The sequence below is a fragment of the Sediminibacterium goheungense genome (assembly GCF_004361915.1).
Classification (GTDB): Bacteria; Bacteroidota; Bacteroidia; order Chitinophagales; family Chitinophagaceae; genus Sediminibacterium; species Sediminibacterium goheungense.
The window spans coordinates 265,680-291,542 of record NZ_SNWP01000010.1 but is presented as its reverse complement, the minus strand read 5'-3'; the positions used below and the strand labels follow the sequence as shown (position 1 = coordinate 291,542).

Sequence of the window (25,863 nt, the reverse complement as noted above, 5' to 3'; positions counted from 1 at the left end):
ACTTGCTTTATAATTTAATCAACTGGATAGTTATAGGTTTGGATTGAAGGTGAATTTGAAATCAACCAGCCATTTTCCCTGCTGCTTTACCACTTTTACTTTTAAGGGCTGTTGATCAAATGAATTGCTGTAATAAATGATGGAAGTGGCCGTATCAATATCACTTACTTCGCTGATATTAATCGATGCTGTTCTCAATTGCTGACGACCTTCTTTATCATAAGTCCTGTACTTTGTTTCGGCTCTTTCCAGGTGCCCCAGATTGGTGCTGTCCTCAATCATATACCATTTGGCTTTGGTAAAATCCCCCTTCAGGCAGGCATCAATAAATTCACGACCCGCATCCAATGCATTTTCGGCAGCTGTATAGGTATTGGGTTTCTGACCACAGGCCATTAACAATACCAGTAACGATACAATCAGGTATTTCAAACTCTTTTTTTGATAAAGGTACTATCCTCCGGTCAAACGAAAGGATATTTCCAGCATACATGCATTTACTGAAGTCTTTAATTTTTATGGATTATATCGTGCTGATCTTCAAACAAAATCCCGAATTCTGTGAAAATACCCATATATTGGAAGCATATGCACCAGAAAAAAAGCTTTATCTACTCTAACGAATCAGAGCCCCATCGTCATCGTACTAAAACCATTTTAAAAGCACATCCTCAGATCCGTAACCTGATCGGTAAGAACCCACTCACCATACTCGCTATTATTGGGCTGGTACTTTTTCAGACACTGGCAGGTTGGGCTGTTGAGGGGGAATCCTGGTGGATCGTTTTTGGAGCAGCCTATCTCCTGGGTGCATTTGCAGATCACGCATTATTTGTAATGATACATGAGTGTTCACACAAACTTATTTTTAAATCGCCTGTAGCCAACAGGCTAGCTGGCATATTTGCTAATATGCCACTGATATTCCCTAGCTCAGTATCTTTTGAAAGATACCATATAAAGCATCATTCATTTCAGGGTGTACATGAGCTTGATGGTGATTTACCCAATCACTGGGAAGCCAAACTGATCGATAACTATTTTATCGGTAAGGTAATCTGGTTATTATTTTATCCTTTTTTTCAATTGTTCCGCATATCGCGTTTAAAAGAAATAAAACCTTTTGATAAATGGATTGCCCTCAATTGGCTGGTACAAATTGCATTTGTTACAGCTGTTTCTTTTTTTATCGGCCCCAAAGCATTGGTTTTTATGATACTTAGTTTTTTCTTTTCAGTAGGGTTACATCCTTTGGGAGCAAGATGGATACAGGAGCATTATCTTACCCATGGAGAACAGGAAACCTACAGTTATTATGGTATATTGAACCACGTAGCTTTTAATGTGGGTTATCACAATGAGCACCACGATTTTCCTTCAATACCCTGGAACAGATTGCCACAAATTAGAAATACAGCACCCTCTTTTTATAATTCATTGTCTTACCACACTTCATGGACAAAACTCTTTTTCCGTTTTTTATTCGATAAGGAAATCAGTCTTTACTCACGTATTATCCGAAAAAACAGAGGCGCCGTTCCATTATGCGACCAATCAACACCTGATATCGCCACTCAAACCAGCTAATGGCCGAATTAACAACTATTTTACAGTTTTATTTTTTTATGAACCTGTTATGTAGTACTTTTGCACCCTGAAAATGAGCAGGTAATAACATCTCGCGGGTTCGCTTTGCTTTCTGCACCAACGATTGACTTTATTTCCCCCTGATACTGCTCACTGAAACATAGTGTAAAGATTAAAATGAAATATTATGAAGAGTAATGTAATGCCTTCTATTGTCCAATTAGAAGCTGAAGAACTGAAAGAACTGGTTAGAGAGGTAAAAGAAACTGTTGCTGTTGATGTAATCAACACAAAGAATAAAGAAACGTCAAGTACTCCGTTCGGAGCAATTGACCTCTGGAAAATCCGCAGAACGGTAAGAACTGCGCGTGCATCTTTCCACTGGGAGTATTAGTACCTTCCCACCATTTCGTTTAAAAAGTCCTTGCGTTGGCTCGCAAAGGACTTTTTTTATGTTATGATTTGTTGTAATTTAACAGGAACAAATCCTGCTATGAAACCAATCATACTCATTATTGCCTGCTTCTGTATATTATCCGTTCAGGCACAAACATCCGGTACAAAAGCTACTTTGAATGATAAATCGCTTGTAAAAGATTCATCGGGAATGATATATCCCTATGCCATCTGGCAAAGATTGTATCAGACAGGTGAGTATGGTATCAGACTGCTGAATGCGGCATCCGATCCGCAGGAATTTCTGCTTTACAGGTTTAGTGAAGAACAGATGAAGGTCAGGGAAGCCAGTATGCCGAAACCAAGAGAAAGTACTTTTTTTCGTACGGGTAATACACTCCGGAGCGTGAAAATGGTTACCATGGATGGTAAGAAATACAACCTCAAAGAACTCACGGGTAAAGTAGTCGTTTTGAATTTTTGGTTTATCAATTGCCCACCCTGCAGAATGGAGATTCCACACCTGAATAAAATGACGGATGGGTATAAAAACCGTGAGGATATTGTTTTTCTGGCTATTGCTCTCGATCAATCCTATGAACTAAAAGAATTTCTGAAAGAGCTGCCATTCAATTATGGTATCGTAGATGGTGGAGGATATATAGCTGAGCAATATGGTGTGAAGGCATTCCCCACACATGTGGTACTGGATAAAGAAGGCAAAATAACTTTTCATACCATGGGCTATGGCGCAGGTACAGTACCCTGGCTTAAAAAATCCATTGATGCGGCCTTGGGCCCCCAAGCGTTAGGAACAGAGTAATATCAAATCAAAAAATTTATAGTCCCTTGCTCCGGACTTTAGTCCGGCGACAATCATTATTTTTCTATCCAGCTAAAATCATTTGATTTAGGTAAGGAATCAAACACTTCCCTGAACGAAGCAGGTGGGACCGTGAGTTTACGGGTTTTCGTATCGAGCCATGCGCCATCAATATGCAGGATGGCACTCAGCGTATCCCTGTTTTTCCAGATTTCATGTTTCATACTCCAACGCCCCATATCATGGGAGGCTTTGGTAAGTGTTAAATTCAGTTCAACTGTATCATCAAAGCCGATTTCTCTTTTAAAAATACATTCTTCCCTGAACAGGATGGGGCCTGTGTGTAATTGGATGAGGAGGGATGGTGTAATGCCTCTCTCTGTCATAAAAGACATACGAACAAAAGCACCCCAATCGTAATACACTGAATGACGCAGATGGAAATTAGGGTCAAGATCACTCCAGCGAACTTCTACCTGTTTAGTATAGGATGGTTGAGACATATACCGTAATTGTACATTAAAAATAGCAGTAATTACCACCAAAAAGTATAGAAATTTTTAATGCTATCTCACCGAAGAGCATATCCGGCATCAGCCATCAGAGATCATCCATTCACTTTGGCATCATTTTTTCATACAGTCAGATGAAACCTGTTTCTAAATGCACACTGTATGAAAAAAATAGCCATCTTTTGCCTGTTTGTACTGGCTGTAACAGGCTGTAAAAAAGAAACCACCAGTACTTTTATCAGTGGGCCATCTTCCAATACAGATAAGGCCTCAACGGGTAGCTCAGCAGCAGCTTTTCTGTCGGCTGATACATATATGTCTTTACGGGTAGAGCTGCAATACGCACCCGGCATGCAACCCCAAACGCAAACCTTGACGAACCTTTCCAATTTTCTGGCTGAAAGACTGAATAAACCCGGAGGTGTTCTTGTCAACAGCAAACAAACTGCATCCTTCGGCAAGTCAATAGTTTCTATTGCAGATATTACAAACTATACAGACCAATACCGTACTGCCTATACCGATGGTAACCAGATTACCCTATACATCGTTTTTGCAGACGCTGATTATGCTACCAGTGGGGTAGTAGGGGTGGCCTATCGTAATACAGCTATTTGTGTATTTGAGAAAACCATTCAGGCAAATAGTGGTGGCATTAACCAGGCGAGTAGGGTAAAAGTAGAAACAGGTGTACTCTTGCATGAAATCGGACATTTACTCGGACTTACGAATAATGGTACTGTTATGACAACACCGCATGAGGATACTGCTAATAAAGCACATTGCAATAACAGTAATTGTTTAATGTATCACAGTATTGAAACAACAGGTCTGATGAATATGCTGAACAATAGTGTACCGGTACTTGATGCGAATTGTCTGGCAGATTTAAAAGCGAATGGAGGAAAATGAATCCCAGATCCTACATTCTGAATCGAAGTACTTCAAATAAAAATTCTGTAAATTTATTCAAGGATTTCCCCTCTTTGCAAACCAGCGATGGTCTGGGGAGTAGAAAATAATATGAAGGAAAAAGAAAAAATAGCTGCACTCTTTGAGGCCTTTTATGGAGGAGACTGCTGGATCGGACTTAATTTCAAACAGGCTATTGAGGGTGTCAATGAAAATCTTGCTGCAAAAAGTTTGGGAGAAGGCCACAATTCTATCTGGCAGTTGGTAAGCCATCTTATTTATTGGAGAAAAACAGTCTTAATACGGTTAGTGGGTGTTTTAGGAACTCCATCTATGTCTGATTTTTATCAGCCAGCGCATACTGATAGGCAAGCATGGGAAGAAGTATTGGCTCAGTTTAGAGATGTACAGGAAGAACTTGTGAAAGTGATCCGGCAATTTCCCGAAGAAAAAATGGATGAACCATCTCCCATGAAAAGTCAAACCTATTATCAGTTGCTAACCGGATGTCTGCAACATGATGCCTATCATATGGGGCAAATTATACTACTAAAAAAGATGTTGTAAATATGACCTTCGATATCCGATATTAGCGATCCGACATCAGCAATTTGCTTTTTACCAAAGTGCTTTACCCTGATAGAAATCCAACAACTTCATTCGGAGAATATAGTCGTATTTGGCAGCGATAAAATTGGCATTGGCCCTGTCTACATTATTCTTAGCCAGCATATATTCTACTACTGTATTCACACCCGCATTAAAACGAACTTCAGCAGCTTTAAAGGATGCGGTAAAATCGGCAACCTGTTTTTCCAGCGTCTTATACCTTTCAAGGGAAGTTTGCATATTGATATAAGCCTGATCAACTGCACGATGAACCTGTGTTTTTATGCTCTCTGTTTCAAATGCTGCACGCTGTTCTGTTATCTGTGCCTGTTTAATTCTTGTTTTACCCTGTAACCTGTTTAGGATCGGTATCTGAAGATTGATACTGATCGATGAATTAAAATTGTTTTTCCATTGATCACCATAGCTTATTTTTTGTGAACTAAAATTACTTTGGGGGGCGAATACCGGTATTTTAGTATTATTCACAGTTACATACTGAGCAGTAGCTACATCAGAACTTCCCAGAAATAATTGTCTGCTGGCCACACTGGAATAGTTGGTGCCCAGGCCTCCGTTTAAACTAAGGGTTGGAAGCAGGAGTGCACGTGCGGTTAATACACTTTTCTGAGCGCTTTTTTGTCTGAATTCAGCTGCTTTAATCATCGCTAATTGCTGTGTAGCTGTTTTGAAAATCTCATCTGCGCCAGCATCGTATAAAACAGCATTACCATTTGTTTCCAGTGGCTCAAGATCCATATCAGGAGAATAAGCCTGGTTCATGAGTTGTGCCAAACTGATTTTGGCTGTCTCCAGACTGTTCTTGATACTGAGTAATGAAAGTTGATCCGAACCCAACTGTCCCTGCAAATCGTATAAAGTAGCGGGAGCAATCGCGCCACTATTGTTAAGCACTATCAATCTTTCAACTTGTCCTTTTGTAATGGCAACCTGTTTTTCTGCAATGCTTAGTTGTTCTTTATTGCTCAATACCTGCAGATAAGCCAGTATAACATTAATTGTAACATTGTCTTTTTCCTGCTGCCAGCTCATTTCGCTGGCCTGTACATTCAGTTCATTCTGTTTGATAGAATGATTGATGGCTGATCCATTCCATAATGTAACACTGCTATTAATACCGTAGTTAGCCTGTGCAATTTCACTATTTACATAACTGTTGGTAAAAGGATCAATACTCCTTCCTTGATTGATGCCATGACCAATATTACCATTAAGAGAGGGGAGCCGTGATGCTTTTGCTTGTTGCAGACTTGCTTTATCAGTTGCCAGCTGATAAGCCGTTTGTCTTACCTGTAGATTATAGGCAATGGCAGTTTCTATACAATTACGCAGATTGAGTTTAACAGACTGATTTTGAGCCATCAATTGCTGCGACAAGATAAATGATATGATAGGAATGATTTTTTTCATAATAATCCTGACTGTCTTTTATTTTTTTTCAATTCTGCCATCCAGCAGTTCAATAATGCGTTTACCATAGGCGGCATTTTTTTCGGAATGGGTAACCTGTATAATAGTGGTTCCATTTTCTTCGTTCAGCTTACGGAATAACTCCATGATTTCTTCGCCCTGCGATGAATTCAGGTTACCGGTAGGTTCATCGGCCAGTAATAATGTTGGTTTTGTAATAATGGCCCTCGCAATACCTACCAGCTGCTGCTGCCCGCCTGATAGCTGTGACGGAAAGAGATCTTTTTTTCCTACAATGTTGAATTGATCCAGTATATCTGCCACCATGGCCTGTCTGTCTGATTGTTTGATATTATGATAGAGAAGTGGTGTTTCAATGTTTTCATAAACAGTCAACTCGTCAATCAGATGATAGGCCTGAAAAACGAAACCAATATTTTCTTTGTATAGCTGTGAGCGTTGTTTTTCTTTCAAGGCATATACATCGGTCTGGTTAAAAAGATAGCTGCCCTCAGAAGCCTGATCCAGCATACCTATTATATTGAGTAGCGTTGATTTTCCTGAACCTGATGGTCCCATGATGGATACAAAATCACCCTTGGAAATTTCAAGATTGATGTCTTTTAAAATAAATACACGATTGCTACCTGTATTTATCCATTTGAATATATTCTGAAGTTGAATCATAATTGATATGTTTTATACTGGTACAGTTTTCTATTCTGATCTAAGATTTTTAACCGGGTTTTCCATGGCAGCTTTAATGGCCTGTATACTGATGGTAAGAAGGGCAATAGCTGTGGCGCTAAATCCTGCCAACAGGAATATCCATATCTGAATGTTAATTCTATAAGCATAATTATTCAACCACTCAGACATGGCCCACCAGGAAAGGGGTGTGGCAATCAAAATACCCACGCCAACTAATAATATGAATTCTTTTGAAATCAATTGAACAATATGCGTACTAGAAGCCCCCAGTACTTTTCGGATACCTATTTCTTTGATTTTTCTTTCAGCGGTAAATGCTGCCAGACCAAAAAGCCCAAGTGCTGCAACTATAATAGTAATGATGGCAAAGAAAAACATCAGCGTAGCCATCTGCTGGTCAGACTTATAGAGTTTATTAAAATCCTGATCGAGAAAGCTATAATCAAAAGGAATTTTCGGAAAAAGTACTTTCCATTTATTTTCTATCGAAGATAATTGATCAGGTATATTACCCGGCGTAAGCTGCATGAAAATGGTACTACGCCAGTTTGATTGCCCATGTACCATGAGTGGAGTGATTTTTTCATGCATACTCCTGAAATGAAAATCTTTTACAATACCAATTATGGCGCCTGTATCACCACCCCAGCTAAAACGTTGACCGATATAAGGCTTATGAATGCCTAACTCTTTAATAGCGGTTTCATTTAATACATATGAATGTTGATCAGCCTGATTTCTGTCTTTCAGCCATCTTCCTTCCTTCATTTCCAATCCAAACATTTGTGGAAATATTTCATCTGCAGATAAAACCGAGATTGAGGGATTAAAGTCTTTTGCTCTTCCGTTCCAATCAAAAGAACCTGATGATGTACTCTGGTGATCAATGATTGAACCACTGGCCTGTGAAGTTCTCTTAACGCCAGGTACCTGCATCAATGTTTGCTGGATGGTTTGTGTAAAGGAGCTAATCTCTTCATTGGTTTTACCTTTTGTAACATACCAGGGAACTGTTACTTTGAGTATCTGATCTTTTTGATACTTACTGTCGGTATGCTGAATATGCTGCATTTGTAAATAGGCAATGATGGTAGCAGCAATCAAGCTAACCGAAATGGTAAACTGCGTTACTACCAGTGCTTTCCGGAATACACTGTCTTTGATAGTGGGTAAGCTACTGCCCCTAAGTACCTGCAAGGGTTTAAAAGAAGTCAGTATCATAGCCGGATAAACACCATTCAGTAAAGTAGTAAGGGTAAGCGTACCCAATACCAGGGCTGTAACCGGCCAGTCTGACAAAGAAATGGTGAAATTGTTTTCTGTGAACTGATTAAAGTAGGGCAGGCTAAGGTTCATGAGTAATACTGTAATCACTAAAGCTGCAAAACTGACCAGTCCGGATTCCAGCATCAGCTGCAAAAAAAGATTTTTATTACTGGCGCCATTGATTTTTCTGATGCTGATTTCTTTCGCCCTGATGCTGGCTCTGGCAGTACTAAGGTTTACATAATTAATAGATGCAGTTAATAATATCAGAACAGCAATGACCAGGAATACGGTTACTATTTGTTGGTTGGTATGACTAAAAGTGTAATACTGCAGACCCGTTTCAAAATGCATGTCTTTTAAACCAACCAACGTACTTCTGATGGTATTATCATCTTTGTTTTTTCTCAGGATTTCTGTAATCTTCTTTTCGACCAGCTTTTGATTACTGTTCTCATGCAAACGTATAAAGGAGATATAATTAAAGTTGCCCCAGCTCTCATCATTTTTTTTTCGGGCTTCGTTTTTCATCAAACCGGCCATATTACTGAGTATATCAAACTTGAAGCTTGAATTGGAGGGATTGTCAGCAACAACTGCATTAACTGTGTAATAGAGGCTGTCCATTTTTAAAATTTTCCCAATTGCCTCTTCCGCACCAAAATACTTTTTAGCCTTGCTCTCTGTTAATACAAGCCCATATGGGTTTTCAGAAAAAACAGAAAGGCTTCCTGATAGTAATGTATAGCTAAACATGGAAAACCAGTTACTATCTACATAAGCAATATTTGCTTCTTTCAATAAAGAGCCTTTGTGTTCAAATATCAGTGGTACCCATGTGCCCGTCATCATTTTGGTAACCTTATTAATTTCAGGTACCTGTTTACTCATTAATGAAGTATAGGGAAGTGGGGAGGATTCCCATACCCAGGTTTCACCGGGTGATACTTCAATGTGATTGGTGACACGGTATATCTGATCAGATTTCGTATGATAATTGTCGTAATTCAGTTCATTAATAACCCAAACCATTATCAATAATGATACGGTCATACCAACAGAAAGCCCGCTAAGGTTAATCAGCAATGTCCTTTTCTGTTTGATCAGGTTGCGATAAGCGATTTTAAACATAATCAGCAGTATGAATGATTAATTATTCCGTTCTTAAACTTTTTACAGGATTGGCATTTGCTGCTTTCAGAGCCTGGGTAGAAACAGTAACAAAGGCAATGGTAAAGGCAATAAAACCCGCTAGTATAAATATCCAGGCAGCCAGATCGGTTCGGTATGCAAAATCTTCCAGCCATCGCTGCATAAGCCACCAGGAAAGTGGTATCGCAATCGCCATGGCTATCATTACAAGCTTCATAAAATCTGTGGAAAGCATAAGTACCAGTTGCCCGCTTCCGGCACCCAGTACTTTTCTGATGCCGATTTCCTTATTACGTTGCTGGGTTGCAAATGCGGTAAGACCAAATAAACCGAGACAGGCAATAAATATGGCAATCAACGCAGCAGCAATAAATACTTTTCCCAGGTTTTGCTCGGCAGTGTATTGACTGTTATAACTTTCATCAGCAAAAAAATATTCAAAGGGATTACCTGGAAATCTTGACTGATAGATATTTTTCAGATCAGACAGTTTACTTTGTATGTCACTTGTGTTGATTTGAACCGTGAAGTATACAAAAGATACAGACGGTAAGAAAATCATTGGATCAATCTGTTGTCTTAACGATAAGTGATGATAATCTTTTACCAGTCCTACCACTTCATACTCACTGCCCCAGATTACTTTTTTACCAACAATATTTTCTTTGGTATTAAAACCCAGCTGTCTTGCGGCTGTTTCATTCAGCATTAGTTTTTTTGAATTTGTCCATCCGGCATCAGCTTCTTCTCTTGTGTAGGAGCGTCCCTGTAAAAGCTGTATGCCATAGGTATCAAAAAATTGATTGTCTGTAATGAACATGGCATATCCTTTCTTCTCGTCGCCTTTTAATGGTTGCTGGCTGGTAATGCCCTCAGCTGTAAAATTGTATCCGCGTCCCGGTACATTATTCGAGGCAGCGTGCTTGCCGATATACGGAAGCGTACTGAGTGTGTTTTTAAAATCACTGTTCCTTTGGGCCTGGTTTTCCGATGCAACAGTAGGTCCTTTGATAACCAGTAATTGTGACATATTCATACCATTGCCTTTCGATTTCATGAAACTGAGCTGTTTAATCACTACGATGGTTCCAATGATAAGTAGTACGGATACTGTAAATTGAAATACCACCAATACCTTTCTCAGATTGTTTCCTCCCGCTATACCCAGTTTTTTTCCGTTCAGGATATCGATCGGTTTGAATCGGCTTAATGAAAAAGCTACATAACCACCTGCGCACAAGGCACCGAGCAAAATGATGGATAAAGCAGTTGTCCAGCTATAGTCTTGCAGGAAAATGCCAAGAGATAGTTCTTTGCCGGTAATGTTGTTAAAGAATGGTTGAATAATTTGTACAATCAATAAAGCCAATAAGGAACATAAAAATGTAATTACCAGTGTTTCGGAAAGGTAATGAATACTCAATTGCCATTTACTCGCCCCCAATACTTTACGAATACCTGTTTCTTTGGCTCTTTTCAGTGCCAGTGCAGTAGAGAGATTAATATAATTGATCCATCCGATAATCAGTATGAGTGCAGCAACCGCACCAATGGCCCATACAAATCCAAGACTACCATAGGTTTGCAAAGGATAGTCAAGAGATGGAGCCAGATGCAGGTATTTAAATGGTTGCAGCAATATGTTTGTTTGTTCTTCTCCAGCTTTTGTTTTTCTATAGAGTGTTGTGATGGATGTAGCAATATTCTCTTCAGATGCAGCATTGCTAAGTTTAAGGTAGATGGTTGTAAAGCCCGATTCGAGAGTGGCAGGATCTGCCCAGTCATTCCCATCCCGATTCTGTGCGGAAGCCAATGTGTTGAGTGATAGTACGATGTCTGTACGTATATCAGAGGTAGCGGGGATATCTTTAAATACACCGGTGATACGATAATCCGTTTTACCAAACTGATTATTCATGGTCACACTTTCTCCAACCACATCTTTTCTTTTAAAAATTTTCAGTGCCAGAGATTCTGTTATTGCCATGGTTGCGGGTTCCTGTAGAGAACCATTACCATCAATCAGGGGGAAACTGAAAACATCAAAAAAACCATTGTCAGCATAGATCACATTTTCTCCCCTGAAACTATTGCCGGCTATCTCTTTACCAGTCTGATGAATAACACCTGCTCCCAGACCTTCGGCTACACGTATACAGGCATCGATACCCGATATTCCGTTTTTTAAAACTGGCGCATAACCCGGTGCTATATAATAGGAAGTATTGTTTTCCTTGGGCTGGCTTACTGCCAGCCGGTAAAGACTGTTATAGTTTTTATGAAAACGGTTGCTGTTTTTTTCAAATCTTGTATACTCCAATATCAATAGAAATACTGCTATGCCTATAGTAAGCCCTGCAATATTCAGAATTGAGAAGCTTCTGTTTCTCCACAGGTTTCTCATGGCGATGATGAAATAACTTTTAAGCATAGCAGTATTTTTTAGTATGGGTTATTCTGTTCTTAAACTTTTTACCGGGTTGGCTGTAGCTGTTTTAAAGGCATTTAATCCAACAGTGATTAAGCAGATCAATAAAGTGATAATTCCAACAAAGAAGAAAATGCCAATACCGATATCAATACGATAGCTGAAATTACTCAGCCATGTATTCATCAACCACCATGCAAAAGGAATGGCAATGGCAAAGGAAATGAATACAAGAAGCAGGAATTCTTTCGACATCAGTGCGAGAAGACTTTGTACAGAAGCACCTAGTATTTTTCTGATACCGATTTCTTTGGTTCTTCTTTCTATAGAGAATGAGACCAGACCAAATAATCCAAGGCAGCAAATAAAAATAGCCAGACTGGCAAAAATGAATGCCAGATTCCCAATCAGTTTTTCATTTGCAAATTTTTCATTGAAAGCAGTGTCGGCAAAAGTGTATTCAAAGGGGTATTCTGTATTATATTTTTTATATATTGTTTCAATGAGCTGTAAAGCTTTCTTTACTTCGACACCTCGCTTGATCCTGATATTGAGACTGCCGATCCAGTTAGGATCATAAGCCAGCATAAGAGGTATGGGTAATGCGTAAGGGGAAGTCATGATAAGATCATCAACAATTCCTGTAATACGTCGTTCTCTGCCTGCCCAGTTAATAGTAGACCCTACAGGATTTTTCAGTTTCATGACACGAATGGCTTCTTTATTTAGTATAACACAGTTGCTATCACCTTTTTTAAAGTCTCGGCCATCGAGCATTCTGGCTTTCATGATGTCTGCGAAGTGTTCACCGGATCCCAGAAATCCAATAATCAGGTTGGGGTCTTCAGGAGCACCTGCCCATCTTACACCCGATGTAAATCCAAAAATATTGCTAACCGGCAAACTCGTAGTATTCACAGCTTCTATCATGCCACTCTGCAATAAAGAGTTTCTCATAATTTCATAATTCTTACCCATGTCGCCAGTAGCATTTACCATAATAAGGTTATTGGTATCGTAACCCAGATCCCGGTTTTGTACGTGCCTGATCTGCTGGTAAATAATGATGGTGGCAGATATCAATACAATGGAAACTGCAAACTGTGCTGTTACCAAAATTCTGCGTGGAAGCAGCGCCTGTTTACCTGGCAGAAAACTTCCTTTTAAAACCTTTACGGGTTTCATAGCTGAGAGATAAAAAGCAGGATAACTACCAGCGATAATACCCGTTAATATAATTATGCCTAAGATACCAAGCCAGAAAACCGGCGATTGATAGGGGATGCTGATTTGTTGATTCAGCAGTCGGTTGAAAAATGGTAAACCTGTATATATAAGTGCTGCAGCCAGTAGAAATGCAAGCATCGAAACCAATATAGATTCACAGATAAACTGTAACAGTAATTGTTTTTTTTCGGAGCCCAAAGTTTTACGGATACCTACTTCCCGGGCTCTTTTTTCTGAACGCGCCGTAGACAGATTCATAAAGTTTACACAGGCAATAATCAGAATAATGATGGCGATCCAGGAAAAAAGATTTACATATTGTATACGGCCTCCGGTGTTTTTGCCATTTCTGAATTCCTCATACAGGCGCCATTTACTCATCGGTTGAAGTAATAACCCACCTCTTGTAGTAGGATTTTCAGCGGGAGAACTTTTTTTGATCAGCGTCAGTAATTTCTGTTCAAGGGAAGCAATGCTGGTGCCTTTCTTTACTTTAAAAAATGCCCGGTTATTACAATTGACCCAGTCTGTAAGTGACTGTTTAACCCAATCGGACGAGGCATCAAAAGGTACAATGGCATCGAAGAGCAGGGTAGAAGAAGGAGGAACATCTTTAACAACTGCTCTGATGGTTACGCTTCTGTATCGGTTCAGTTCAACAATCTTTCCTATTACGTCTGTATTGTTGAAAAGAGCCCTGGCTGTACTTTCTGTTACTACAATTCCATTGGGTTCTTTGATGGCCGATTCATCGCCGTGTATAAATTCATAGGTAAATACATCAAAGAAATCATTGGTGACATGAATGGTAGGGCGTTTTATTTTCTTGTCGTTAACGGTAAACAAAGTGTTTTCGCCGTAGGATACCAGAGTGGAGCCTTCTACTTCCGGAAAATTTTCTTTAGCCGCTTTGGGTAATGGAAACATCAGATCAGATCCGGTAGATAATTCACCATTGAAGTTTCGTGTTGAAAAGCCCTCAAAAACCTGATCGTAGTTTTTTTGGGTTTTGTTCCAACTTTTTTCATACTGCACCCAAAGAAAGATCATGATGGTACAGGCCATACCAATACCAAGGCCTGCGATATTAATGAAAGAGAAAATTTTATTTTTAGTTATGTTTCTCCAGGCAATCACGAAAAAATTTCGTATCATTTTATATAATTTGAGGGTGAAGTGCTTATAGAAGGTGCAACTGAATAATCCGGCTATACAAGTATATTTTCAGTAACAGTCTGGCCATCCAGCATACGTATAATTCTGTGACTATATCTGGCATCATGTTCAGAGTGTGTAACCATTACAATGGTAGTGCCCTGTTCATTGAGATTGGTTAATAGCTCCATTACTTCATTACCATTCGAAGAGTCGAGGTTTCCGGTAGGTTCATCTGCCAGAATCAGTTTGGGATTATTTACCACCGCACGTGCTACGGCAACACGTTGTTGCTGTCCGCCTGATAACTGTTGTGGGTAGTGATTACGGCGGTGCATAATTTGAACTTTTTCCAGTACTTCTTCTACTTTCTGCTTACGCTCAGCAGCCTTTACACCTGTGTAAATCAGGGGTAGCTCAACATTTTCGAAAACCGTCAACTCATCAATCAGGTTAAAACTCTGGAAAACAAATCCAATATTTCTTTTTCTTACATCAGCACGTTGTCTTTCATTAAAACCGGCTATTTCCTGACCATTGAAAATGAAACTTCCAGCATCAGGGTCATCTAATAATCCCAGAATATTTAAAAGGGTAGATTTTCCACAACCCGACGGACCCATCACTGCAACAAATTCTCCTTTTTTAATTTCCATAGAAAGTTTGTTCAGCGCAATGGTTTCCACTTCATCCGTTCTGTAAACTTTTTCGAGGTTGGTAATTTTTATCATGATTGTTATTTGTATGGTATAAAATATTGTTAGGTGAATGGTCAATGGTGAATGATCAATAGAAGCTGAATTCACCATTGACCATTCACATAATTTATTGTTTCTTCAACACCAGTTCCTGCATATTTCCGTAATTTTCATAACTGGAAGTGATTACCTTCTCTCCCGGAACAAGCCCTTGTACTACTTCATAGAAATCAGGATTTTGTCTGTTCAACTGTATGTCTACACGATAGGCTTTGGATCCATCAGCGCTTAATTTGAATATCCAGTTGCCGCCTGTTTGCTGGTAAAAACCTCCTCTTGGAATCAATATGGCTTCTGTTTCATCGCTCAAGGCAAGTCCAATCTGTAATGTTTGTCCGCGTCTGATGCCTTGTGGTATTTCACCTTCAAACTGCATGTCTACCTGAAAGCGGCCACCGGTAACCTGTGTATATACTTTGGTAATTTTTAGGGTGTATTTTTTATTGGCAAAGCTGAAATCTCCTTTCAGACCAATAAATACCCTTGAGATATAATGTTCATCAATGTCGACCCTAACCTTAAAACCATTGAGTACATCTATCTGACCCAATCTTTCGCCTTTATTTTTATTCTGGCCAATTTCAGCGTCGAGTGAAGTAAGCTGACCATCAATAGGGGCACGTACAACAAGGTCTCCTACTTTTTTTCTTGTAAGTTGCAAAGCGTTTCTTGATCCTTCAAACAACTGTTTGGCCTGTTCCAGACTTTGTTTTGTTGAAACAGAATCCTGTCCCAGTATTTTCTGTGCCAGTTTCTTTTTCTCCAGTTGATAATTATAATTGTTCTCAGATTGTCTGAACTCCTGTGCTCCGATAGCTTTTTGTTCATACAGATGTTTGTTCAGCTCATATACACGTTTTGCTTCTTTGAGCAGGTTATCTACATCTGTCATTTGGTTCAATCTGGTAACGGTATTCTGTTCAGCTGCGTTTCTTGCGATCTGCATTTGTGTAAGGAGGTTAAATACCTGGGTTTCTTGTGTTACGAGATTTAAGGCAAGATCTGTATTGGATAAGCGCATAATGGGCTGCCCCTTTTTCATGATGGCGCCATCTTCTACGTATTTTTCTTCTACGCGTCCGCCTTCTAATGCATCCAGATAAATAGTGGTAAGTGGAAGCACCACTCCATTCACCGGAATAAACTCTTTAAAAGCTGCTTTTTTAACCTCACTGATCGTAATTCTTTCCAGGTCAACATTTAATTTGGGTTTTCCGGATGTGTAGTAATAGCTGGCAGCAATTAATAACAGTATACCTGTTATACCCGCAAGGGTCATGATTCTTTTGGAATTCCACTTCTTTTTTTGAATAACTCTGTCCACGTGCTGATATTTTCTTTTAAATAAGGTGTATGAAATTGATGGTTGAAATTTCCAGGGTCTGTCTGGATTCATTATCACAGAAACAAAGTACGCAGGCGATAAGCCCCACGGTAAATGCAAATAGTATGATTCCCGTAAGTGTAGTTTTATTTTTAATGATTTTTTTCATTTTTCTATATATACCAGCTTTATTGAAAGGATGATGCCAATCTTTAGAGTAACTGAAAATCAGTGAGTTATATTTTTAGTCTCAGGCATACTGTCCGGTTTTGATACAATTATTGTCCGCTTTTGATACAGGTGGGTAGGCATGAAGGATTATAATCTATTCGTTCTCAGATTATTAGTGAACCGGTATATTTATGGACTGAAATATTCGGATGGATGATTCAGGTAAAAAGATTCTTACATGAGTTTAAAAAAAGCGAGCATACTGGTTATAGATGATGATCCAGATGTATTAACAGCCGTTCGGCTACTATTACGTCCGGAAGTAAAGGAAGTAGTAACAGAAAAAAATCCGGAACAGTTGCCTGCCTTGCTGGGAGCCGGTGATTTTGACCTGGTTTTGCTGGATATGAATTTCAATGCATCTATCAACACAGGAAACGAAGGTATTTTCTGGCTGAAACGGATCAAGGAAATCAAACCCAATATTGCCGTTATCATGATTACCGCATATGGTGATATTGATCTGGCTGTTCGTTCACTGAAAGACGGTGCTTCCGATTTTATGGTAAAACCCTGGCACAATGAGAAGTTATTGGATACCATTGCTACCGTTTTGAAAGGATCTGTGGCTGTAAAGGGGAACGACCCCAACAATAAGGCTTTCGCTTCTGGAAAAATGGGTAATATGATGTTGGGCGAAAGTGAAGTAATGCAGGAGATATTTTATAAGTTATCGAAAATTGCTCCTACGGATGCCAATATCCTGATACTGGGAGAAAATGGAACAGGTAAAGATTTAATTGCCGCTGCTATTCACAAGCAGTCTTTGCGTGTAAACGGGCCCTATGTAAAAGTAGATGTTGGTTCATTAACGGAAAGTTTGTTTGAGAGTGAACTTTTCGGGCATAAAAAGGGTGCGTTTACTGATGCAAGAGATGATCGTGCAGGTAGATTTGAAACGGCACATGAAGGCACTTTGTTTCTCGATGAAATCGGAAATATTACCCTGCAGCAGCAGGCTAAATTATTAACCGTATTACAAAACCGTCAGGTAACCAGGCTTGGTACCAATCAGGCGGTTCCTGTTGATATCAGGTTGATCTGTGCCACCAATTTACCCTTACAGGAACTGGCGAATGAGAATAAATTCAGAAAAGACCTGATTTACCGCATCAATACGGTTGAAATTGTGGTGCCTCCGCTTCGGAAAAGAAAACAGGATATACCCTTACTTGCCAATCATTTTGCCAGAATGTATGCGGCGAAATATTTTAAACCCAATATCAGTATGGCTGATTCGGCTATTGAAAAACTACAGCAGTATTCATTTCCAGGGAATGTGCGTGAACTGCAATATACCATCGAAAGGGCTATTATCATGGCAGAGTCGGAATTGATTGAAGCAAAAGATCTCTTGTTTTCTCCATTGGAGAATCCGGTTACAGATACAGAAGATACTGCTGAGCTAAAACTCAGTACGCTTGAAAAAAATACGATTATGAAAGTAATCGATAAGCACAATGGTAATATCAGTAAAGCGGCTAAAGAACTGGGTCTTACCAGAACTGCCTTGTATCGAAGACTCAGTAAGTATGAACTCTAAAAAGAAAAAATGAGTAGAAAGAAAAATAAAAAAGAAAATTCTTTCCATTGGGATATCCTGATCAGGGTAGCTTTCCTTTTTATCGTACTTACAGCAACGGCATTTCTGGTGGTACGTGAAAAATATGTATATGCGATTGTGCTGCTCCCGATTATCATTTACCAGATTTATGATTTTTACAGGTTTCATAAACTGGCAGAGGAAGAGGTAAAAGAATTTGTTGAATCGATACAATACAGGGATTTCTCCAGAAATTTTAATGTGCAGAATGCACCACATGAGTTACAGCCACTGCGAAAAGGTTTTAATGATATTAACTCAACATTTAAATTGATTACAAGAGAGAAGGAGACCCAGTTTCAATACCTTCAGAAAATACTTGAGTTGGTTGATACAGGTATTCTTTCTTATGAAGTAGAAACAGGTGAAGTAGTATGGATGAATGAATCGCTCAAGAAAATGCTGCTTACACCCTATTTGAAGACCCTTCATTCACTTGAAAAAAGAGACCCTGTGTTATATGAACAGCTGGCAAGTGTAAAGCCTGGTAATAGTATTGTGGTAACCGTGCATCAGGAAAAAAATAATTTACGTGTATTGATTTCTGCAACCGCTTTTCAGACTGATGAGAAAATATTCAAATTGATTGCTTTTCAAAACGTAAATGAGGCACTTGATGAAACAGAATCAAAAGCCTGGCAGCGGTTATTAAGTGTTATGACACATGAAATCATGAATTCTGTTGCCCCCATTTCTTCATTAGCCGATACGCTTCATCACCGGCTACAATCATCTGCCATGAACCTGCATCATGATATCGGTCTGGCGGAAGATCTTACCATAGGTATCGATACCATTAAAAAAAGAAGTGAGGGGTTATTGAAATTTGCAGAAGTGTACAGAAACCTGAATAAAGTAACCCAGCCTAATCTTACGCATGTTTATGTACGCGATCTTTTTGAAAATATGCATAACCTCATGGAGCCAACACTTGATCAGAAAAAGATTGAGATGGATATCGTTTTAAAGGATCCGGCGTTGTCTATAGAGCTGGACCATAATCTAATTGAACAGGTTTTAATCAATCTTATTGTGAATGCGATGGATGCAGTGAAAGAAACTGAAAATCCGCGTATCACACTCTCAGCACTTGAAATGCCCAATAAAAAAGTAGTGATTAAAGTAACAGACAATGGAACGGGTATGAGCGAAGAAGTGATGAACAATATCTTTATTCCGTTCTTCAGTACCAAAAAGAATGGCAGTGGTATCGGACTGAGCCTTTGTAAACAAATCATGATGCTCCACAAAGGAAATATTACTGTGCAGTCAATAGAAGGAAAGGGGACGGCGTTTTCGTTGCAATTCTGACAGTGAGTAGTGAGTAGTCAGCAGTGAGTAAGTGTTATTTAATTATTTATAATAAATGAATGTTATACCCCGTTTTTTTCACTACTCACTACTCACTACTCACTACTCACTTAATAATCACCGTTCCCAGCTGATTGGTAATAGATCTTTCTGCTTCTTTGAGGTATTTATGTACTTCGAGTAATGGCTTGAAATTCTCTAATGGAGCATTTTCTATATCGCGCTGGTTTTCTTCAATCATTTTTTTAATGCGGCGAAGTTTATAATAGTTCACGCTCATCATTACATCCTGCTTACTGGTATCTCGGTTTACAATGTTCATGCCTTCCAATACTTCGTCCCAGTTCTGACTTAATTCAAATGGAAATACAGAGATACTGATCACCAGGTTTCTTATTTCTTCATTATTATGGTACAGCATGGTTTTGGTAGTAGGTTCAAGTCCCTGCGTATACCATGATTTGTATTCTTCATATAATTTTTCCAATGCCGGTGTTTCGAAATGAAAATGTTCCAGTTCCTGAAAAATATAATCGGCCATATTGTTGGTCTCATCCCAAGGCTTAAGACCATATTCAAGCAGTACCCGGAGAATATTCCTTTCATGCGCCTCATCCTGTGCAAATAAGCGACTGGTATCATCCAATACATCTTCCGGTTGACCGCCTTCCTGTAACTGGTTATTTACATCGTCAAAAGAAATTTGTTTTTTTTCTTCCTTGGCAATTTTATCACGTTTGTATTTATTAACCAGATTGGTCAGTCCGGCTTCATCAATCCTCAGTAGGCCCGCGCATTGTCTGATATAATCCTGTTGACGGGTAAAATCTTCTGCTTTGTTGATTTTACTGAGGGTTTCAGCAATCTGGTTTACAACCGCACTTTTTCTGCTTACATCATTACCGGCTTCTTTCAGCATTACTTCCAGCTGAAAGAGAATAAAATCTTTTTTTGATTTGGCTACAAACTCATTAAAAGCACTGACCCCCACTTTGTTTACATAGCTGTCCGGATCTTCGTTATCGGGAATGAGTACAAGTCTTACATTCAGTCCTTCTTCGAGGGCCATGTCTAATCCGCGTAAAGCTGCTTTTACGCCTGCATTATCACCATCATAAATAATGGTGAGGTTGCTGGTATATTTTTTTATGAGGCGTATCTGATCGGTAGTTAAAGAAGTACCACCACTGGCTACCACATTTTCAATACCTGCCTGGTGTAAGCTTACCACATCTGTATATCCTTCTACCAGTAAACATTCATCTGCTTTATCAATAGCCATCCTTGCCTGATAGGCACCGTATAAAATCCTGCTCTTTACATAAATCTCATTTTCCGGTGTGTTGATGTATTTAGGGCCACGATCACTTTTGCCGATTACCCTGGCGCCAAAGCCAATGATTTTACCAGTATTACCGTGAATGGGGAATATGATACGATTGCGGTAATTGTCTACCAGTTCATCATTGTTACGTAATGCCACCAAACCTGTTTTGGGTAATATTTCACGGTTAAACTGGTTGGCAAGTAGTGCTTTAGTAAGCGTATCTCTGGCTTCGGGATTATAGCCAATTTGAAATTTATGAATGATATCCTCTCTAAACCCCCGTTCCTTTAAATAGGAGAGGGCAATATTTCTGCCTTCATCGGTTTCGAGTAATTGCTGAGAGAAGAATTTCTGGGCGAAATGATTGATGGCATACAGGCTCTCAGAAGTAAGTTGCTGTTGTTTTTGTTCCGGGCTTACTTCGGTTTCTTCAATTTCAATATTGTATCGGGCCGCCAGCCAGCGAAGTGCTTCAGGGAAACTATATTTCTCATGTTCCATCAGGAAAGTGATGGAATTGCCGCTTTTGCCACAACCGAAGCATTTATAGATTTCTTTGGTGGGCGATACGGTAAAAGAAGGGGTCTTCTCGTTGTGAAAAGGGCAGTTCCCGATATAATTCGTACCTCTTTTTTTCAGCTTCACAAATTCCCCTACGATATCTATGATATCAATACGGTTGAGGATCTGTTGTTTTGTGTTTTCTGAAATCATGATGGTCAATGGTGAGTAGTGAGTAGTGAGTAGTGAGTAGAGGTTTTTTTGTTCATATACTCACTACTCACTACTCACTACTGACTACTCACTCTTTTCGCTGAAAAGGCGAAAATACAATTTTGGGTCTTAGGAAATTGGGCAATTCTATCATTTCCTTATTTTTAACCATGCTTAAGAAAGAACGCCAGGCTTATATCATTCAGCAAATCAATATTCATAATAAAGTATTGTCATCTGACCTCAGTGTGCAATTGGATGTTTCGGAAGATACGGTTCGCCGTGATCTTCAGGAATTAGCTGATGAAGGGAAGCTGATCAAAGTACATGGCGGTGCCTTATCAAAGTCGTTCCATTTTACCCTTGAAACCAGTACCATTTACTCATTGCCTGAGAAGAAAAGTATTGCCTATAAAGCAATAGAACTTATTAAGGATGGCATGTTTGTGGTTTTATCGGGTGGTACTACTATCCGGGAACTGGTTAAGGCTCTTCCCCCTGAACTGAATGCCACGTTTATTACCGTAAGTGTGCCTATTGCACTGGAACTGCTGGAGCATCCGAGTAGTGAAGTGATTTTCTTAGGCAATAAATTATCCAAAACGGCCCAGATATCAGTGGGTGCCGAAGTAATACAGCGTTTATCGGGTATCAGGGCTGATTATTGTTTTCTGGGTACCAATAGCATGGATGCCAATTATGGTATCACCGATCTGGAATGGGAAATTATTGAAGTAAAAAGGGCCATGATGCACTGTGCCCAGAAGACGGTTTCGTTGGCTATTTCAGAAAAATTAAATACTACACAACGACTTCAGGTATGTAAACCCGAGGAAATTGACATATTAATTACTGAACTGGATCCCTCAGACCCCAAACTCGTCCCTTATGTTCAGAAGGGCATAACCGTTCTATAAAGTTACGATTTAGGTACCTGATTACCTCTAAAACCGTTAAAAACCGCAGTTCGGTCTATCAAATGCAGGTTTTTGCGGATACTCTGGTATTTGCCTTTAGATGTGAAAAAAAATATGGATAAATATATTCGTAAATATGCACGTTAAATTTTAACATTGCTTTATTATTCCGCTTTTCGATAATCTGTCCTTATTTTTTTGCAGCTTTTTGCAGCAATAAAAGCCGGGGGTGATGCATTGTTTTGCGGGATTTGATTGTCTGTCATGGAATAAGGAGCAAACGCCTTAAACCTTAAATCGAAAACATACCAAAATGAGAAAATGTCTAACTGTTATGAGAATGGCACTGCTGCTATTTTTCATTTCCTCGTTACCTGCATTCAGTCAGGGTCAGTCAACCGTTTCCGGAACGGTACTGGCAGATGAGGATGGAACGCCTCTGGTTGGTGTTACCGTTACAAACGGGAGCACGAACAAAAGAACACAAACCAACACAGCCGGCTACTATTCTATTGCGGCTGAGAAAGGTCAACGCCTCACTTTCGCTTATGTAGGTTATGCGTCTGTTACCATGACTGTTGCTGATGAGAAAACCATCAGTATTAAAATGGTAACCAACGATAAAGAGCTAGGTAATGTGGTTGTAACCGCTTACGGTCAGCAAAGAAACAAGCGTGAACTGGCTTATCAGGCACCTGTAGTGAAAGGTGATGATGTTGCCCAGACGAGAAGAGAAAACTTCCTTAACTCGCTCGCTGGTCGCGTACCGGGTCTGGCTGTTACCTCTACATCAGGTTTACCAGGTGCGAGTGCCCAGGTAATTCTGCGTGGTGGTGCATCTATTGCGGGTAATAACCAGCCACTTTTTGTAGTGGATGGTGTTCCCCTGGATAACAGTTCTCTGAATCAGGAGGCATTACCGGCTGCATCTAACCCCAATGGTATTGCCATGGGTAACAGAAACAGTGATTATACCAACCGTATTGCGGATCTGAATCCAGACGACATTGAAAATATTACCATCCTGAAAGGCCCGGAAGCTACTGCATTATATGGTTCTGATGGTACTTCGGGTGCCATTATCATTACCACACGTAAAGGTACAGCTGGTCGCACAAGGGTTAACTACGATAACTCTTTCCGCTGGGATAAAGTATATCGTTTTCCCCAGATACAAACTGTATACGGCCGTGGTGCCGCAGGGTTGGCAGATCCTAACTCTTATGCAACCTATGGTTTCAGAATGTTTGGTCCGGCTTATCCGAAAGGAACGCAGTTGTATGATAACCTGCGTAATTTTTTCAGAACAGCTAAAACCCAGCAGCATAACGTAAGTGTTGAAGCCGGAACTGCTGATGCTACTTACCGTTTTTCTGCAGGTTACCTGAAACAGGAAGGTATCGTTCCCAATACCAGTTTTGAAAGAATGAATTTCCGTTTAACGGGTTCTGCAAAGCTGGGTAAGAAAGTAACCATGAGCTCAAGCTGGATGTATACGATCAGTAATAACGATAAAGCACCCAAAGGGCTGAACTCATATTATCCGAATATCATTAACTGGCCATTAAATGATGATATTCGTCTTTACATCAATCCTGATGGTACCAGACGCCCGCTTCGTAATAACCTGGCAGGCAACCTGGCAGCAGAGGCTGATAACCCATTCTGGGATGTCAATAAAAATAAATCAAACGATAGAAACGACCGTATTACCGGTAACGTGAATATTGCTTATACTCCATATAAGTGGTGGAACATGAACTGGATCGTGGGTGTGGATCAGTTTTCTACCGATGGTATGTTTGTAACACACCCTTATTCAAGATGGGGCTTTATTACCAGAGGTTATTTCAGTAGCTATCAGCAGAACTTCAGAGGTCTGAATGGTACTTTCAGAACTACTTTCACCAAAACCATCGCCAAGAAGTTCACCAACAGTTTAACCTTTGGTGCTTATATTGAAGATGCTAAAAGATCGATCAATGCTCAAAGAGGCGAAAGATTTTATGAGCCTGATTTCGTATCTATCAACAATACCGATCCACTTTCAAGAGATGCGAGACTTACCAGGGAGCAGATCCGTAAAGTAAGGTATTTCAGTAATTATACTTTTGGTTTCAATAACCTTTTCTTTATTACCGCATCAGCTACACGTGAAGGTGTATCAACACTTACTTCAAAGTATAATGATAAGCAGCCATTCTTTAATTATGGTTCACTTTCATCGAGCTTTGTGTTCTCTGATCTTCAACTGTTCAAAAAAATGGAATGGTTGGATTATGGTAAACTGCGTGCTTCTTATGCAACCAGTGGTAAAGCACCATATGTACCTTATGTGATCGATTACAGTTTTGGTAGCCAGATTACAACAGGTGGTGGATATGCACTGGGTGTATTTGGTAACAACTTCGATCTGCAGCCTGAGTTTTCTAAAAACTTTGAGGTAGGTGCGGAATTGAATTTCCTGAAAAGAAGAATTACTGTGGATGTGGCTTATTTCAATAATAAAGTTACCAAGCAGATTGTGTCTAACCGTTTGAGTTATGGTACCGGTTTCGTACTGAAATACATCAATGGTGGTGAATTGTCTGCTAAAGGATGGGAAGTTCAATTGAAAGCAACACCTGTAAGAAGTAAAAACTTCGGATGGGATGTAACCGTGAACTTTGATAAGAGCAGGGTTATTGTTGAAAAAATGCCTGCTGATCTGCCTGCTTATTACGATTCTGATACATGGTTATATGGTAATGCCCGTTCACAGGTATCAGTGGGTACATCACTGGCCAATATTTCGGGAAGTACTTATCAGCGTAACAACCGTGGTGATATCCTGATTTCACCAACCACAGGTTTGCCCTTGATTCAGGCGAACTTTGATCCGATCGGAGATAGAAATCCTGACTTCAAAATCGGTTTGATCAACCAATTATCTTTTGGTGAATCATGGCAGTTAAGTTTCAACCTCGATATCCGTAAAGGTGGGGATGTGTTTAATGCCAATGAGATGATGATGCGTACACAGGGTACCAGCGTTAATACACTCGACAGGGAAACACCAAGGGTAATCAAAGGTGTGCTGGCCGATGGTTTACAGAATACGGCTAACCCAACTGTAAACACTATTGCAGTAACACCATTCCTGAGAAATGACTTTTATTCATCTTCGGCATCTGTATCAACATTACCTGAAGCTGAATTTATTGAGAATGTGAACTGGGTTAGAATGAGAGACCTGACATTGGCTTACAGATTGCCTGCTTCTATATTGAAGCGTCAGAAAGTATTCAAACAGGCTTCCATTTTTGTTACAGGTACTGATTTGTTTATGATTACCAATTACTCAGGTGTTGATCCGAATGTAAACGGTATCAATGCCGGTAATGCACGTGGATTTGGTGGACAGGGAATTGATTTCGGTTCTGTTGCCACACCACGCGGTATCAATGTTGGTATAAAAGTTCAATTCTAA

20 protein-coding genes are annotated in these 25,863 nt (G+C 39.7%); 9 read left to right on the top strand and 11 right to left on the bottom strand.

All coding sequences use genetic code 11. From position 1 onward, the window contains the following. Positions 1–30: 30 nt before the first annotated feature. Positions 31–432: a DUF4878 domain-containing protein gene (locus tag BC659_RS01290; protein WP_133472773.1), complete on the bottom strand. Its 402-nt coding sequence runs from the start codon at positions 430–432 to the stop codon at positions 31–33. A 156-nt stretch (positions 433–588) separates the two neighbouring features. Between BC659_RS01290 and BC659_RS01285 the strand changes: the two genes are divergently transcribed. From BC659_RS01285 to BC659_RS01275, 3 genes are all read left to right on the top strand, one after another. After that, on the top strand, positions 589–1,587 hold the full coding sequence (locus BC659_RS01285; RefSeq protein ID WP_133472772.1) for a fatty acid desaturase: 999 nt from the start codon (positions 589–591) through the stop codon (positions 1,585–1,587). Positions 1,588–1,789: 202 nt separating this feature from the next. After that, complete coding sequence (locus BC659_RS01280) at positions 1,790–1,981, top strand: hypothetical protein (RefSeq protein WP_211340683.1); 192 nt, start codon at positions 1,790–1,792, stop codon at positions 1,979–1,981. A 99-nt stretch (positions 1,982–2,080) separates the two neighbouring features. Beyond that, positions 2,081–2,806 (top strand): TlpA family protein disulfide reductase, encoded by a 726-nt coding sequence (locus BC659_RS01275; protein WP_162847314.1) that lies wholly within the window; start codon positions 2,081–2,083, stop codon positions 2,804–2,806. A 56-nt stretch (positions 2,807–2,862) separates the two neighbouring features. Here the strand turns inward: BC659_RS01275 and BC659_RS01270 are convergent, their stop codons facing one another. Continuing rightward, positions 2,863–3,309 (bottom strand): acyl-CoA thioesterase, encoded by a 447-nt coding sequence (locus tag BC659_RS01270; RefSeq protein WP_133472769.1) that lies wholly within the window; start codon positions 3,307–3,309, stop codon positions 2,863–2,865. Between the two features lie 171 nt (positions 3,310–3,480). Between BC659_RS01270 and BC659_RS01265 the strand changes: the two genes are divergently transcribed. Both BC659_RS01265 and BC659_RS01260 read left to right on the top strand, forming a co-directional pair. Further along, the gene (locus BC659_RS01265; RefSeq protein WP_133472768.1) at positions 3,481–4,230 is read left to right on the top strand and encodes a zinc-dependent metalloprotease family protein; all 750 of its coding nucleotides are present in this window, start codon (positions 3,481–3,483) and stop codon (positions 4,228–4,230) included. Positions 4,231–4,341: 111 nt separating this feature from the next. Then, positions 4,342–4,797: a DinB family protein gene (locus BC659_RS01260; RefSeq protein WP_162847313.1), complete on the top strand. Its 456-nt coding sequence runs from the start codon at positions 4,342–4,344 to the stop codon at positions 4,795–4,797. 51 nt (positions 4,798–4,848) lie between these two features. On the opposite strand, the gene BC659_RS01255 is transcribed toward BC659_RS01260, so the two are convergent. The 8 genes from BC659_RS01255 to BC659_RS16770 form a co-directional block, all read right to left on the bottom strand. Continuing rightward, positions 4,849–6,270, bottom strand: a complete 1,422-nt coding sequence (locus BC659_RS01255; RefSeq protein WP_133472766.1) for a TolC family protein — start codon at positions 6,268–6,270, stop codon at positions 4,849–4,851. A gap of 18 nt (positions 6,271–6,288) precedes the next feature. After that, on the bottom strand, positions 6,289–6,957 hold the full coding sequence (locus BC659_RS01250; RefSeq protein ID WP_133472765.1) for an ABC transporter ATP-binding protein: 669 nt from the start codon (positions 6,955–6,957) through the stop codon (positions 6,289–6,291). 30 nt (positions 6,958–6,987) lie between these two features. Further along, positions 6,988–9,378, bottom strand: a complete 2,391-nt coding sequence (locus tag BC659_RS01245) for an ABC transporter permease (protein ID WP_133472764.1) — start codon at positions 9,376–9,378, stop codon at positions 6,988–6,990. A gap of 22 nt (positions 9,379–9,400) precedes the next feature. Further along, positions 9,401–11,830, bottom strand: a complete 2,430-nt coding sequence (locus BC659_RS01240; RefSeq protein ID WP_133472763.1) for an ABC transporter permease — start codon at positions 11,828–11,830, stop codon at positions 9,401–9,403. A gap of 21 nt (positions 11,831–11,851) precedes the next feature. Beyond that, positions 11,852–14,209: an ABC transporter permease gene (locus BC659_RS01235; RefSeq protein WP_133472762.1), complete on the bottom strand. Its 2,358-nt coding sequence runs from the start codon at positions 14,207–14,209 to the stop codon at positions 11,852–11,854. A gap of 53 nt (positions 14,210–14,262) precedes the next feature. Beyond that, entirely contained in the window at positions 14,263–14,940 is a 678-nt protein-coding gene (locus tag BC659_RS01230; RefSeq protein ID WP_133472761.1) for an ABC transporter ATP-binding protein, read from the bottom strand. Positions 14,941–15,034: 94 nt separating this feature from the next. Beyond that, positions 15,035–16,291, bottom strand: a complete 1,257-nt coding sequence (locus tag BC659_RS01225) for an efflux RND transporter periplasmic adaptor subunit (RefSeq protein WP_133472760.1) — start codon at positions 16,289–16,291, stop codon at positions 15,035–15,037. 16 nt (positions 16,292–16,307) lie between these two features. Then, positions 16,308–16,460, bottom strand: coding sequence for a hypothetical protein (locus tag BC659_RS16770; RefSeq protein WP_162847312.1), 153 nt, complete (start codon positions 16,458–16,460; stop codon positions 16,308–16,310). 240 nt (positions 16,461–16,700) lie between these two features. Here BC659_RS16770 and BC659_RS01220 point away from each other — a divergent pair, with 240 nt between their 5' ends. Both BC659_RS01220 and BC659_RS01215 read left to right on the top strand, forming a co-directional pair. Then, positions 16,701–18,065 (top strand): sigma-54-dependent transcriptional regulator, encoded by a 1,365-nt coding sequence (locus BC659_RS01220; protein WP_133472759.1) that lies wholly within the window; start codon positions 16,701–16,703, stop codon positions 18,063–18,065. 9 nt (positions 18,066–18,074) lie between these two features. Continuing rightward, complete coding sequence (locus tag BC659_RS01215) at positions 18,075–19,436, top strand: sensor histidine kinase (protein WP_133472758.1); 1,362 nt, start codon at positions 18,075–18,077, stop codon at positions 19,434–19,436. Positions 19,437–19,542: 106 nt separating this feature from the next. On the opposite strand, the gene dnaG is transcribed toward BC659_RS01215, so the two are convergent. Continuing rightward, positions 19,543–21,477: a DNA primase gene (gene dnaG, locus BC659_RS01210; protein WP_133472757.1), complete on the bottom strand. Its 1,935-nt coding sequence runs from the start codon at positions 21,475–21,477 to the stop codon at positions 19,543–19,545. A gap of 170 nt (positions 21,478–21,647) precedes the next feature. Here dnaG and BC659_RS01205 point away from each other — a divergent pair, with 170 nt between their 5' ends. Together BC659_RS01205 and BC659_RS01200 are read left to right on the top strand one after the other, a co-directional pair. Beyond that, on the top strand, positions 21,648–22,394 hold the full coding sequence (locus tag BC659_RS01205; protein ID WP_133472756.1) for a DeoR/GlpR family DNA-binding transcription regulator: 747 nt from the start codon (positions 21,648–21,650) through the stop codon (positions 22,392–22,394). Positions 22,395–22,707: 313 nt separating this feature from the next. Next, entirely contained in the window at positions 22,708–25,863 is a 3,156-nt protein-coding gene (locus BC659_RS01200) for a SusC/RagA family TonB-linked outer membrane protein (protein WP_133472755.1), read from the top strand.